Below are 13802 nucleotides of genomic sequence, written 5' to 3' on the forward strand. Positions count from 1 at the left end.
CGTTTAATGGTGGGATTGATAGTATTCACGAATAGCATCAGCCAGTGCTTGCGCTATTTGGGCTTGGAAATCAGGAGAGGTTAGTTGGCTGTTCTCGATTTGATTGGTGAGAAAGCCTGTTTCGGTCAGTACCGCAGGCATCGTAGTCTGTTTAATCACGACGAATGGAGCTGTCTGCACTCCTCGATCCGGAAACTTCGTAGCCCCGACCAAGTGGCGATGCACGATATTAGCAAACTCCTTGCTAACACCATTATAGTAGTAGGTTTCCGTACCTCGGCTATCCGGTTTAAACGAGTTGGCGTGAATAGAGATAAACAAATCAGCACCCATATCATTGGCAATCTTGGCTCGATCCTTCAACTCAACGAACGTATCAGTGGAACGAGTCGCCACCACTTGGAACTCTGGATACTTCTTCAAATCTTCAACCAGTTTTTTGGCCACACTAAGATTATAATCCTTCTCGTCGTTTCCTGATACTCCTTTGGCGCCTGGGTCCTTACCGCCGTGTCCGGCATCAACAACAATTAAATAACCCGTTTTTTGTGGCGCTGTATTGAGACTAATCGATATTTCATTTTGATTGGTTGTGATCGTATACTTGGCGTTCTGAGACAACTCCAGTACAACACGTACCGTATAAGGTGATTCGCTATATTGACCATATCGAACATTCTGGATAAGCGGCGATGGCATAGCCGCAGCTGTTTGCTGACTATCGGCGGTTGGTCCCGCAGCCGATGAATCCGTCTGATTACTGCTATCAGCGGGATTCGATTCTGGCGAGGATTCCGCAGCAGGTAAAGTCAGATTGTGTTCGTCTATCTGATCCGCCAGCTTGGTATTGGGTAAATCAATGACCAATCTCCGAGGGTTGTCCAACATGAACGATTGAGGAGTTACTGGTATAGACGTTTTTAGAATAACGTGGTTGGGATCGGTTACCGTATATCCCTCAAAGTATTGAAGGTGCTCTACCATTACTTGATTTCGATCACTATCCCAAGAGATGTGTCCATTTAGCAGGGAATCAAGAACAGAAATAGGTGCCACCTTCACAGAGTCAATCGTTTTCATTAGATCAAGCGGAAGATCAGAGGCATTCACCCCTACTTTTTGCAAAATAGGTTGAACAGGCATATATAACGTATCGTCGAGTTTGTATGATTTGACTGAATTGGATACGTCTTCTCCATTGATATGTACTTGAACCGATTGATTCGCGATCACTGTACGGGAAGTTGGATCCCATCCGATTGTCGAGCCAAGAGCTTCGCCAACGAAACGAAGAGGCAAAAGCATCCGATGATTCATAATTTGCGGAGGAGTATCCAACTTGACACTCTTATCATTAATCGATGCTTGTATATTGTCCAATTGCATTTTGATTGATTTTTGGCCCTGAATAACGGTAGCTGTTTGGGTATCCTGATCCCATTGAACCTCGGCACCCATCTTCTCCGCAACGACACGGACGGGCACCATCGTCCTGCCATCACTAATCATAGGAGGTACATCTGCCTCCACCTGTTTTCCCTCGATGACTAAGTGAATCGCATCAGAAGGGGATGAAGCAGCAGCCGATACCATACAAGGAACGACCAACATCAAACAAATCAGCATAAACACGCTTGTCCAAAAACGTTTCATTCCAAACCTCTCTTTCTCCTCGATGTAGTATACATGTGGTGAATTTTGTTGCTATATCAACGAATTAGACGTAACTTGTCCGAAAATGTTACCTTAATATACTCATACTACCATTCTGAAAATCTGATTACTATGAGAGCGGAGAACTAAAATAGGAAGAACTCCGCATAATTGGGAGCCTCCCTATTTAGGAAAAATCAATGATATTCATCAACGACCAAATCCACGCCCTTTGGGCAATGCTTGCGTTTTCCCTATTATCCCTGTTTTCCCTTTTACCCCTGTTTTCCCTGCTATCCCTGCTATCCCTTTTAATCCGCCGTTAGCCAAGAACTGTTGAATCATTCCCATTACTGCCGGATTGCCGAGAATTTTCATCGTATCTCTTACTTTTGGATTGTTTAGTTGCGGGATAACTCCACCCAATTGGGGAAGAAGCGGCAATAACTCCTCTATGGGAAGTGAAAGAGGTTTCTGTTTCACTTCAGGTTCAACTGTAATAGGTACATTCCGGGGCCGACGAGAGAATAGTCCTCCGCGACGTGTAGATGGTGCGACAGGCTTTAGTCGCGCGAGAACGGTCTTCATTTCATCCATATTTCGATGGACGAAAGCTATTTCCTCTAGCAATTGATTGTTCTGAGACGTGACCCGCTCAACATTTGCCTCATTCGCCTGGATCAGTTGATGAAGTAAATTCTTCATCTCGTTATTATGGGAGTGCTTCTTTTTCTTGCTCACTTTGGTAGCGATAGCACATGCACCCCTTATTTAAACCGTTTCTTGATCTCATTGAGATCATTTTGGGTCATGCCTTTTTTGGAAAGTTGATTTAATAGACTGCTTGTATTTTCGGTGCGAGCCATACTTTTAAATTTGCTTACATACGAGTTGAGTTCATTTTCAGTAAAAGTACGACCTGTTTTTCTGCCAAGTTCTTTGATGACTTCTCTTAGCCCTGCATCTGTTTTCAATTTCTCCTTTGGGATCGAACTGGCGATGCTTAGTAACTTGCGAATGTCCACTGTCTCTCCTCCTTTTTACTAAACCTATTCCATTTACTTTATGTCAAAAGGAGCAAGCTGGTATGGACATCTGTAGGAGGTACAAGAGCACAAATTAAACTTTCCAACATAAAAAACAGGGACACCGTTTCGGTATCCCTGTTTTTTATGTTCTCTATTAGTCTTCAAAAGAAGCCCATTTGTAGTCAACTGCGCCGGTTCCGGAAACTACTACGCCTTTAACTTTTGGATTTTGTACCCAAGAGTTTGTGTAGAAGTAGATTGGAGCAACTGGCATTTCATCCATGAAGATTTTCTCTGCGTCAGCAAGGATTTGCTTGCGTTTTGCAGGGTCTTTTTCAGAAGCGGATTTGGTCAACAGATCTTTGAATTGAGGATTTTCCCAATTTGTATCGTTGTTTCCACCTTTTTTATCTTTGAACAATTCCAAGAAGGTAATTGGATCGTTGAAGTCAGCCAACCAACCCATACGACCGATTTGGAAGTTACCTTGGTGTAAGTCTTCGATGTAAACTTTCCACTCTTTGTTTTCCAATTTGATGTCAGCACCGAATGCTTTTTTCCATTGGTCTTGGATTGCTTCCGCAATTTTCTTGTGACCTTCGGAAGTGTTGAAGGACAAAGTGATTGGAGGAAGTTTGGTCATTCCAAGTTCTTTCAAGCCTTCATCCAGCAATTTTTTCGCGCCTTCTACATCGTGATCTTTGAAGTAGCCATCTTGTGGACCTACAGCCATGGATGAAGGTACTGCTCCCATCGCAGGTTTTTGGTTACCTTGTGTGATGTTGTCAATGATGGATTGACGGTCAATCGCGTAAGCAAACGCTTTACGGACTTTCGCGTTGTTGAATGGTGGTTTTTCAGTGTTGAATTTATACCAGTAAGTACCCGCAATTGTTTGAGATTGCAAGGCACCTTTGTCTTTCAAAGGTTTCATTGCGTCAGTTGGGATATCACTGAGCGGTTTACCTGCCCAATCCAACTCACCATTGTCAAACATGGACAATTCTGTGTTCTCATCTTCAACCATGGATAATTCGATTTTGCCGAGTTTCACAGCATCTTTATCCCAATAGTTGTCGTTTTTCACAAGAACCATTTTGGATTTGTGTTCCCAAGTTTCCAATTTGAAAGGACCGTTACCTACGTGAGTTTTTGCTTCAGTTGCCCACTTAGGATCTTTCTCTACCACTTTTTGATCAACTGGGAAGTAAGTATAGAAAGCAGTCAACTCAAGGAAGTAAGGTGTTGGGTTTTCCAAGGTTACTTGAAGAGTTTTGTCATCCAATGCTTTAACGCCTACATCATCAAGTTTCGCTTGACCTTTGTTAGCTTTTTCACCGTTTTTGATGTAGTAAAGCTGGCTTGCATAGTTAGAAGCTGTTTTTGGATCAAGAACGCGCTTCCAAGCAAATTCGAAGTCTTTTGCCGTTACCGGATCGCCATTGCTCCATTTGGAGTCACGAAGATGGAAGGTGTATGTTTTGAGGTCATCAGACACGTCAATTTTTTCTGCAACAGATTCATGTGGCTTACCGTCTTCACCAATACGAGTCAAACCGTCGAAAGTTGCACGTGTAACCGCACCTGCAGTATTGTCCTCAGCGATACCAGGGTCTGCTGTAGGTGGTTCGCTATGAAAATTCAAACGAAGAGTTTTGGATGAGCCTTTGCTGTCAGCTGGAGCGGAAGCGCTTCCATTATCCTTAGCTGGAGTTGCACTGTTACCACCGCAACCTGCAAGAGCAGCACCAAGAACAAGAACTGAACTTACAAGCACAAATACATTCTTTTTCATGCGAGTATATCCCCCTAGATCTTTAATAAGTTAGCCCAGAGTTGGCATCCGTAGAAGTTCGTACATGAAGTGATCCGACCACTCCTCAAAAGGGCTTATCTAAATCTTTAGTTAAATATACTTCTTTTCGCAATTGTTTGAAATATGTTTTGTTAACATTTAATTTATTTTTATTATGTTGTTAAATTCGATAAACAAACATAAAACCAATCCATATAAATATATAAAAAAGGAGCTTTTCACTCCTTTTTTATAAAGATCCATAAACTTATTTTATTTACGGTTCAATCGTTGCCCATTTAAAGTCAATATTACCGAGCGGATCAAGCGCAACATCCTTTACCTTATCGTTCTGCACATAGGCTTCGGTTCTATAGTAAATCGGAGTCATTGGCATTTGATCCATCAAGATGCTCTCTGCTTGCTTCATGAGTTCTTTACGCTTGGCTGGATCGGTTTCTTTGGCTGATTGATTCAACAGATCCTTGTATTTAGGATCTTCCCAGAGAGTATCGTTGTTGCCGCCTTTTTTGTCCTTAAATACCTCCAGGAAGTTAACTGGATCATTGAAGTCACCCACCCAGGTCATACGCGCTATTTGGAAATTCCCTTGATGCAAATCTTCAATGAATACTTTCCATTCCTTGGCTTCTAGTTTCACATCAACACCCAACGCTTTTCTCCACTGATCCTGAACGGCTTCGGCAATTTTGCCATTCTCGCCTTTATTATTATAAGAGAAAGTAATTGGTGGAAGTTTAGTGATGCCTGCTTCTTTCATCCCTTCCGCAAGCAGCTTCTTCGCTGTCTCCACATCATTGTCCTTAAAGTATCCGTTCGGATTTAAGGACATGCTTGGCGGAACGAAGCCTGTTGCCGGAATCTGTCCTTGTTGAAGCACTCCGTCTGTAATTTCTTTACGATTAATCGCGTAAGCAAAGGCTTTTCGAATCTTCGGATTGTCGAAGGGCTTCTTCTCGGAATTCATCTTGAACATATATGTGGATACTGATACATAGCTCTTAAACTTACCGGAGTCCTTCAGGGATTGAACCGCATCGAGCGGAAGACTGCTCATCGGCGCACCCGCCCAGTCAAGCTCGCCGTTATCAAACATGGACAGCTCCGTATTCTCGTCTTCAATCATAGAAAGTTCGATACGATCCAGCTTTACCGCGTCTTTATCCCAATAGTTCTCGTTCTTGGTCAGTATAATCTTGTTCTTATGATCCCAGGTGTCGAACTTGAACGGCCCATTGCCTACAATGGTTTTGGCTTCTGTCGCCCATTTGGGATTAGTAGCTACTATCTTTTTGTCGACCGGAGCGTACGTATAGAAAGACGTCAGTTCCAGGAAGAATGGAGTCGGATTCTCCAGTTCAACCTGCAGGGTCTTGTCATCCAGCGCTTTTACGCCTACCTGATCAAGCCCCACTTCACCTTTATTGGCTTTTTCTCCATTTTTGATATAGAACAGCTGATAAGCATAGTTAGACGCTGTTTTGGGATCAAGCGCCCGCTTCCAAGCGTACTCAAAGTCATGAGCGGTAACTGGGTCGCCATTGCTCCACTTGGAATCACGGAGGGTAAACGTATAGGTTTTCTGGTCAGCGGAAACTTTAAAATCCTGCGCGACCGATTTAACTGGTTTGGCGTCCTTATCCAATCGAGTCAATCCATCGAAAGCTGCTCGTACAAGCACGCCTGAAGTTGAATCTTCCGCTATCCCCGGGTCTGCTGTAGGTGGTTCGCTATGCAGGTTGGCGCGAAATACTTTCTGACTGGAAGTTGCTCCTTGGTTTGCAGTCGGCTCGGTATTCTTTTGAGTCGTTGGAGCGGCTGTGTTGCCACTACATCCAGCGAGTGCGGCACCGAGCACTAAGGTACTGCTTAGTAAAGCGAATATGCCTTTCGAGTATTTTTTCATCTGTAAAAATCCCCCTTTTTATCTGAATTGAGTAAAATATACTCTAGTTCGGAATTTTCTGAAATAGTATTTGAATTGATTTAACTTAATTTTATGAATTTTTAAAATTATAGGATTTTGTGAAAAATAATAAAGGTATTCCAGCACTTTACTGCGGGGTTTTTGGAAAAAATTATAAAAAATTCTTTACGAGACGATTGCTGAACGAGGTCTTCGACAGAGGGCTTTCCAAGTAATATAAAAAAGCCCGATCAGCATTTTGGCTAATCGAGCTTTCCTCTTTATTGAACCTATTCTTTAAGTTGACCTACGAACAGGACAGAACCTTTGTATTTGGAATCGATGAACGCTTTGACTTCTGGAGAAGTGATTGCTTTCGCCAATTTTTTGATTGGTTCGCTGTCTTTGTTGTCTTGGCGAACTGCCAAAACGTTTACATACGGGTTGTCTTTACCAGGTTCGAGATAGATAGCGTCTTTGGAAGGGTTCAAACCAGCTTCCATTGCGAAGTTGGAGTTGATTACTGCAGCATCGACACCTGCGTCATCGATGGAGCGTGGCAACATCGCTGGCTCAAGCTCAACCAGATCCACTTTTTTCTCTACGATATCGGCCATTGAACCGTTGATGCCTACGCCGTCTTTCAATTTGATCAGACCAGCCGATTGAAGAAGCGCCAATACGCGGCCATGTTCACTTTGCGCATTGGTGATGGCTACCTTAGCCCCTTGTGGAAGGGAAGCAAGATCTTTGTATGCTTTTGTTTTATTGGAGTAAATACCCAATGGCTCGATGTGAACGCCTGCCACGTATGTCAGGTTCAAGCCTTTTTCCTTATTAGTGTTCTCTAACCAAGGAATGTGCTGGAAGAAGTTGGCGTCCAATTCTTTCTCAGCCAATTGAGTATTTGGCAGCACGTAGTCTTGGAAAGGGACAACTTCTAGATTGATGCCTTCTTTGGCAAGCATCGGTTTGACTACTTCATTCAGGATTTCCGCATGCGGAACCGCAGTAGCCCCTACTTTCAATGTAACTTGACCAGACTGTTGCGCGTTGTCAGCAGGTTTGGATGCTTGACCACCGCATCCTGCCAAAGAAACAGCAAGTATCCCTGTCAACAGAAAAGAAAATAACTTCTTCATGAATCTTTCCCCCTCTATCTATTTGTGTATGAGTGAAGCCCATCTTCTTAACCTTAGGGTTATTTCAGATGGTTGTTACCGGTGATCGATCTTTCTCGCGATGAAATCGCCAATCATTTGCACAATCTGGACGATAACAATCAGGAATACAGTGGTGACCAAAAGAATGTCCGGCTTAAACCCGTTAAATCCGTAGTTGTAGGCCATTGCTCCCAAACCGCCAGCACCTACCGCACCTGCCATCGCAGAGTATCCAATAAGACCTACGGCCGTAACGGTCACACCCGAAATGATCCCAGGAAGAGATTCCGGAATGAGAATCTTGCGGATGATTTGGAAGTTGGACGCCCCCATGGATTGAGCCGCTTCGATTACTCCTTTGTTAACTTCGCGCATAGAGGTCTCGACCAACCTCGCAATAAATGGCGCTGAACCGACGACCAGACTGATAATCGCGGCGTCCGGACCAATGGAAGTCCCGATCAACTTACGAGAGAATGGAATTAAAATGATAATCAGTACGATATACGGAATGGAGCGCAAAATATTGATAATAAAGCTGAGAATCTGATGAAACGCAGGCAATGGCGTCAGGTGATTCCTGCTGGTGATGACTAGTAGAACCCCCAACGGAATACCAATTAACGCAGAGAATAGAAGCGCAATCGACACCATGTACAACGTTTCGCCGATGGCTTTCTCAATGTAATCCCAGAACGTCACGACGTTCGGCAGATAGGTTGAGATTAACTCGTTCATCAACTCACACCTCCTTCTGCTTCACGGACAACTACTACTTTGACACCCTGTTTTTTGAGGTAGGCAATAACTTGTGCTTCTGTGTCGACGTCTCCAGGAACCTGAATGTAGAGCGTTCCGAAAGCGACATCCTTCAGGCGCTTGATCTGGCCTTGGAGAATATTCACTTCTACTCCTAAATCCCGAACAAGGTGCGTAATAACGGTTTGACTGGCAGAGTCACCCAAGAACGTACAGCGCAAAACCGTACCTTGACCAAGAGTAGACAGGAATTCTTCATCAAGCTGATCGACTCCCGTCACTTGGCTGATGAACTCCCGAGTAGTCGTTGTTTTGGGATTGGAGAAGATGTCTACAACGTTGCCCATCTCAATCACTCGTCCACTCTCCATCACAGCGACACGATCACAGATTTTCTCGATTACATGCATCTCATGTGTGATGAGTACAACGGTAAGCCCCAGCTTGCGGTTAATTTCCTTCACCAATTCCAGTATGGAGTCAGTGGTCTTCGGGTCAAGCGCTGAAGTCGCTTCATCGCAAAGCAGTACATCCGGCTGATTGGCAAGTGCGCGGGCGATCCCCACACGCTGCTTCTGTCCGCCAGACAACTGCGATGGATAGGAGTCAGCTTTATCCTCCAATCCAACTAAAGATAGCAATTCCTTCACCCGCGCAGGATGTTCGCTTTTGGGAATTCCCGCAATCTCCAAAGGAAGCGCGACATTCTCCCCTACGGTACGAGACCACAAGAGATTAAAATGTTGGAACACCATTCCGATCTTGCGTCGCGCTTTACGCAAATCTCCTGCTGAGAGCTGGTTAAGCTTGGTGTTTCCGACCATTACTTCCCCGCTGGTAGGAGCCTCCAGTAAGTTAATCATTCGAACAAGGGTGGATTTCCCCGCACCGCTGTATCCGATAATCCCGAAGATCTCCCCTTGCTTGATTGATAAATCAACGCCATCCAGGGCAGTAAATGAACCAAATTTATTCTTAAAGATTTTGACAACTTGTGAAAGAGTAATCATTTACTTGATGCTTCCTCCTTTCTGCTCTTGTTTGAATAGAATATCTTTTATAAAAACCCTACGAATATACGACGATTCATAACCTTTATACATCTAGCATTTAATTCCAAGTGAAATACTAGGACTTAACGCAAACAAATATAACGATATATAAATTCAAGCCCCCTGTCAATGCCAAAAATCGACTGAATTTATTTTATTGAATAAAAAAAAGACGCCCTGCACACGCAAGACGCCTTTCTCGATTTCAGACGAGTTTATGGATTTTTTTTCAACGTGTCTTGAATGTATTGCTGCACATCTTCCACCGATGGAATAAGCACAGAGCCGCCATGATTCGATTCATGGAAGGCGCCAGCTTGGGGCAGTTGGTACCCTTCTGAATTGGAGTTGAGAGTAAGCCCCAGGGCAGCCAGCTTCACCATGTCCGTTGATGTCAGATTGGTTTGAACATAAGGTTCTACAGCCTGCAAGATGTGCGGCATCTGAAGAATGGTCGAGCCGCTTTTCAGCTGTTGGGTCAGCGCTCGAAGAAGCTTTCGTTGTCTCTCGGTTCGTGTGTAATCGGAAGTCGCGTCATGACGGAATCTTACATATTGGAGCGCTTTGTCCCCATCGAGATGCTGCGGACCCTTTTGAAGGTCAATATCATATTTTCCTTCGTCGGTTGGGTCATGGTAGACCATCCGCTTTTCAACATCCATATCGACACCGCCAACAGCATCCACCAGCCCTTTAAATCCTTCAAAATCGGTCAGCACATAATAGCTGACTGGCAACCCAGTAAATCGGCTGACCGTATCCATCGCTAATTCCGGCCCGCCATCCGCCACTGCGGCATTAATCCGCGACTTGCCATAGCCCGGGATCTTTATATACGTATCACGCAGAATGGAATAATACGTAAACGTTTTGCTTGCCGGGTCTATGCTGACCAGCATCATACTGTCGGAGCGCGGAATCTCGTTGGGGCGGAGCGCTCGTCGATCCACACCCATCAGCAGGATGTTCACCCGTTCAGAGCCTCCCAAAATCGGAATGTCCTGCTTGGGCTGATCAATTACAGGATCAGAGGATCGATGGGGAATAATTTTGGGATTTTGGACTTCTTGGGAAAAGGAAGCAAACGCGTAAACGTAGTAACCCATATAGGCCAGTAAAAAAATCACGAAGATTCTCAGAAGAAGCGCTCGCCGTCTTCTCCGCTTTTGTCGGATGATCGCTCGCAATTCCTTTTGTGTTTCTCTCGTTTGTCTATCAACCAATGGTAATTCCACCTTTTTATCTGATGCTCAGGTTTTCTTTGGATCAATTCAGCGGCACTTTTCTATTAAACCTGCTCTAGTTAGTATACTTGATTACCAAGGTGGATTCCTACATGTAAGAAAAGACATCGTCCCTCTGTGCTCTGTTTAAGCTCGCGTGTAGCATCTGCTGTCCGCTTAAAATGAGCGTCGAGCGGACGATGTCTTTTCTTTAGCGGGCTGACACGAATGGAAAAACCCCTTACAGCAGGCAGCATACACATCATTTGCTGGCCTTGGTTCTGTAAGGGGCTTGTATAGTGCTTTTTTTATGAGTAGAGTCTCAAGCGAACGGCTGGGCTTTGGCCTGATAATTCCGCTTGTTGCGAAGCGCTCCCCCAATACCTGCTACGAAGGTAGGAATTCCCGCTGTTACCCAGATCAATGCCCAGTCACGGAAGTTAAGATTCGTTGTTTTAAAAATGGGTTGAAGGGCATCGATATAAATCACGCCAAGCACCAGCAACAAGGAAGAGAGAACGGCCCAAATCAGATATTTGTTCTCGAACGGATTACGGTGGAACACGGAATATTCACTTCGGCAGTCAAATACATGGATTAACTGCGCCATAACCAGTGTCACAAAAGCAACGGTTTGCGCGTGGACCAGATCAGCTGGATTCTCTTGCAAGGTCAGCCAAAACGCCCCTAACGTGGTGATTCCGATCAAGAAGCCGCGGCTGATGATCTTCCAGCCCAATCCCCGGCCAAAAATATTCTCGTTCTTCCCGCGCGGTCTGTGATACATGGTATCCGCTTCAGCCGGATCAACGCCGAGCGCCATTGCCGGCAATCCATCCGTCACCAGGTTCACCCAGAGAATCTGGATTGGAACTAGCGGCAGAGGTAAACCGAGCAGCATCGCAAAGAGCATGACCAGGATTTCACCTACATTGGAGGCGAGAAGGTAACGGATGAATTTACGAATATTATCATAGATGTTACGCCCTTCTTCGACCGCTGCTACAATGGTGGCAAAGTTGTCGTCCCGGAGCACCAGATCAGAGGCTTCTTTGGTTACATCTGTTCCCGTGATTCCCATGGCGATTCCGATGTCAGCGCTCTTGATCGCCGGAGCGTCGTTAACCCCATCCCCGGTCATCGCCACGACATGTCCTCTTGCCTGAAGAGCACGCACAATTCGCAGCTTGTGTTCAGGCGAGACCCGCGCGAACACGGAAACCTTTTCCACGCAGACAGTTAACTGCTCGTCACTTAGTTCATTCAGCTCGCTGCCTTCCATGACTTCCTGCATCCCGCGCAATAGGCCGATCTGACGTCCGATCGCTTCCGCCGTGATTTTATGATCGCCAGTAATCATCACCGTTTTGATTCCCGCTTGACGGCACAAGGAAATCGCTTGAGTGACTTCTTCACGCGGAGGATCGATCATTCCGACCATTCCGACGAAAACGAGTCCAGACTCAACGGAAATAAGTGGCTGACCAGATTGGTATGTGGCCAAAGGCTTATAGCCAAAGCCCAAGACACGCAAGGCTTTGCGCGCCATATCCTCTGTTTTGTCCATGACGACATTGCGTATGCGGGTGGTTAGCGGCACAACCTCCCCTTGCCAAAGGATGTGGGAGCAGCGATACAGCAACGCTTCTACGGCTCCTTTGGTCAGTAAGGTTAATTGTCCATCGGAGGTCTTCTCTACAACGGACATCATTTTACGATCGGAATCAAACGGCAACTCGTCAATCCGTTCACCTGTGGCAAAAACGGGGAGTTTCCCTCCAGTTTCTCGCTTGCCTTTCTCCGCCAAGACCAGAAGCGCTCCTTCCGTAGGGTCACCGATCACCCGATAGGATTGAACCTTGGTGGTCAACACCAACAACTTGCGCTCCGCTTGTTCCTCTACTGAAATTTTGGCATTATTGCAGCGCTCCGCAATCCGCAACAGTTGGCACAATCCTGTCTGTTGCTTTAAGCTGACCGGCTTGTTCTGGTTGAGGATACTGCCGTTCGGATCATAGCCAGACCCGCTCACCTCGTATATCTGATCGCTGTGCCACATGTGTGTAACGGTCATTTTATTCTGGGTCAAGGTCCCTGTCTTATCTGAACAAATAACAGAGGCACAGCCTAAGGTTTCCACAGATGGCAGCTTCCGAACGATTGCGTTGCGCTTGATCATTCGCTGGACACCAAGAGCCAAAGCGACCGTAACAATCGCCGGCAACCCCTCGGGAATAGCCGCTACCGCCAAGCTCACCCCAGCCAAAAACATCGTCATCAACTCTTGTCCATGCCAGACGCCAGCTGCAATGACCAAAACGGTAAGAATTAGCGATAATCCCACCAGCGTTTTGCCCATTTGCTCCAAGCGATGCTGCAAAGGGGTAGAGCTCGTCTCGGATTCGTTCATGAGATGAGCGATTTTGCCAATCTCTGTTTCCATTCCGGTCTTGGTGACGATCCCCTTGCCCGTTCCGCCAGTGACAAGCGTCCCCATGAAGGCCAGGTTCTTCTGATCACCAAGAGGAATCATCTCGCCTGCTCCTTCTGGGCGTATAGCCGCTTCCTGCTTGGTTACCGGTACCGATTCACCCGTCAATGCAGACTCTTCTATCTCTAAGCGGCTTGCAACAAGCATTCGCATATCCGCAGGAACACGGTCCCCCGCCTCTAGCAAGACAATATCCCCAGGCACCAGCTGGGAAGCGGCTAACATATCCAGTTTTCCATCCCTTACGATGCGAGCCATGGGAGAGGCAAGTTCTTTCAGTGCTTGCAAGGATTTTTCCGCCCGCGCCTCCTGAATGAAACCAAGTATCGCGTTAATAAAGATAATCGCGACAATAGTGATCGCATCCAGATATTCACCGAGAAAGAACGAGATGACGGTAGCGACCAACAGGATGACGACCATGAAATCTTTAAACTGACCAAAAAACACTTCAAAAAGAGAGGCTTTCTCTTTCTCCCGGAGTTGGTTTGTCCCAAAATCCCCCAGCCGTTTCTCTGCCTCACGGGAATCTAATCCCTTTTGCGCGTCGCTTGCTAGCACTTCTATCGCTTCACTTGAAGAAACGAGGTACCATGGTTTCGCTGGCTTGGTTATCACATCGATCTCCTCCAACTTTAATCTCTTCTTCATATCTATGCGAACAAGCTCTTCTCTATGAAAAAGAAAAAAGCGCCAACTTCAGCAAGTCGC

At 45.7% G+C, this 13802-nt stretch carries 10 protein-coding genes; all 10 read right to left on the reverse strand.

Going from position 1 to position 13802, the window contains the following annotated elements:
* Window positions 1-3: 3 nt before the first annotated feature.
* Window positions 4-1653, reverse strand: coding sequence for an N-acetylmuramoyl-L-alanine amidase (locus ACQCN2_RS21985; protein WP_426931107.1), 1650 nt, complete (start codon window positions 1651-1653; stop codon window positions 4-6).
* 210 nt (window positions 1654-1863) lie between these two features.
* Window positions 1864-2394 carry a hypothetical protein gene (locus ACQCN2_RS21990; protein ID WP_426931108.1) on the reverse strand — a complete coding sequence of 177 codons (531 nt, stop codon included), beginning with the start codon at window positions 2392-2394 and terminating at the stop codon, window positions 1864-1866.
* Between the two features lie 26 nt (window positions 2395-2420).
* A complete protein-coding gene (locus tag ACQCN2_RS21995) occupies window positions 2421-2678 on the reverse strand; it encodes a hypothetical protein (RefSeq protein WP_426931109.1) in 258 nt (85 codons plus the stop codon).
* A 157-nt stretch (window positions 2679-2835) separates the two neighbouring features.
* A complete protein-coding gene (locus ACQCN2_RS22000) occupies window positions 2836-4476 on the reverse strand; it encodes a peptide ABC transporter substrate-binding protein (RefSeq protein ID WP_426931110.1) in 1641 nt (546 codons plus the stop codon).
* A gap of 277 nt (window positions 4477-4753) precedes the next feature.
* Window positions 4754-6403 carry a peptide ABC transporter substrate-binding protein gene (locus ACQCN2_RS22005; RefSeq protein WP_426931111.1) on the reverse strand — a complete coding sequence of 550 codons (1650 nt, stop codon included), beginning with the start codon at window positions 6401-6403 and terminating at the stop codon, window positions 4754-4756.
* 290 nt (window positions 6404-6693) lie between these two features.
* Entirely contained in the window at window positions 6694-7545 is an 852-nt protein-coding gene (locus ACQCN2_RS22010) for a MetQ/NlpA family ABC transporter substrate-binding protein (protein WP_426931112.1), read from the reverse strand.
* Between the two features lie 75 nt (window positions 7546-7620).
* Complete coding sequence (locus ACQCN2_RS22015; RefSeq protein WP_426931113.1) at window positions 7621-8304, reverse strand: methionine ABC transporter permease; 684 nt, start codon at window positions 8302-8304, stop codon at window positions 7621-7623.
* Entirely contained in the window at window positions 8304-9335 is a 1032-nt protein-coding gene (locus ACQCN2_RS22020) for a methionine ABC transporter ATP-binding protein (protein ID WP_426931114.1), read from the reverse strand. Before ACQCN2_RS22020 ends, ACQCN2_RS22015 begins: the two co-directional genes overlap by 1 nt.
* A 257-nt stretch (window positions 9336-9592) precedes the next feature.
* Window positions 9593-10600 (reverse strand): LCP family protein, encoded by a 1008-nt coding sequence (locus tag ACQCN2_RS22025; RefSeq protein WP_426931115.1) that lies wholly within the window; start codon window positions 10598-10600, stop codon window positions 9593-9595.
* A 322-nt stretch (window positions 10601-10922) separates the two neighbouring features.
* Window positions 10923-13709 carry a calcium-translocating P-type ATPase, SERCA-type gene (locus ACQCN2_RS22030; protein ID WP_426931116.1) on the reverse strand — a complete coding sequence of 929 codons (2787 nt, stop codon included), beginning with the start codon at window positions 13707-13709 and terminating at the stop codon, window positions 10923-10925.
* Between the last annotated feature and the right edge of the window lie 93 nt (window positions 13710-13802).

Source organism: Brevibacillus ginsengisoli, from assembly GCF_050113715.1.
In the GTDB taxonomy this organism is placed as follows: domain Bacteria; phylum Bacillota; class Bacilli; order Brevibacillales; family Brevibacillaceae; genus Brevibacillus_H; species Brevibacillus_H ginsengisoli.

Coding starts and splice junctions, on each gene's coding strand:
- ACQCN2_RS21985 (WP_426931107.1), bottom strand. CDS start 1,653: ATGAAACGTTTTTGGACAAGCGTGTTTATGCTGATTTGTTTGATGTTG.
- ACQCN2_RS22000 (WP_426931110.1), bottom strand. CDS start 4,476: ATGAAAAAGAATGTATTTGTGCTTGTAAGTTCAGTTCTTGTTCTTGGT.
- ACQCN2_RS22005 (WP_426931111.1), bottom strand. CDS start 6,403: ATGAAAAAATACTCGAAAGGCATATTCGCTTTACTAAGCAGTACCTTA.
- ACQCN2_RS22010 (WP_426931112.1), bottom strand. CDS start 7,545: ATGAAGAAGTTATTTTCTTTTCTGTTGACAGGGATACTTGCTGTTTCT.
- ACQCN2_RS22015 (WP_426931113.1), bottom strand. CDS start 8,304: ATGAACGAGTTAATCTCAACCTATCTGCCGAACGTCGTGACGTTCTGG.
- ACQCN2_RS22020 (WP_426931114.1), bottom strand. CDS start 9,335: ATGATTACTCTTTCACAAGTTGTCAAAATCTTTAAGAATAAATTTGGT.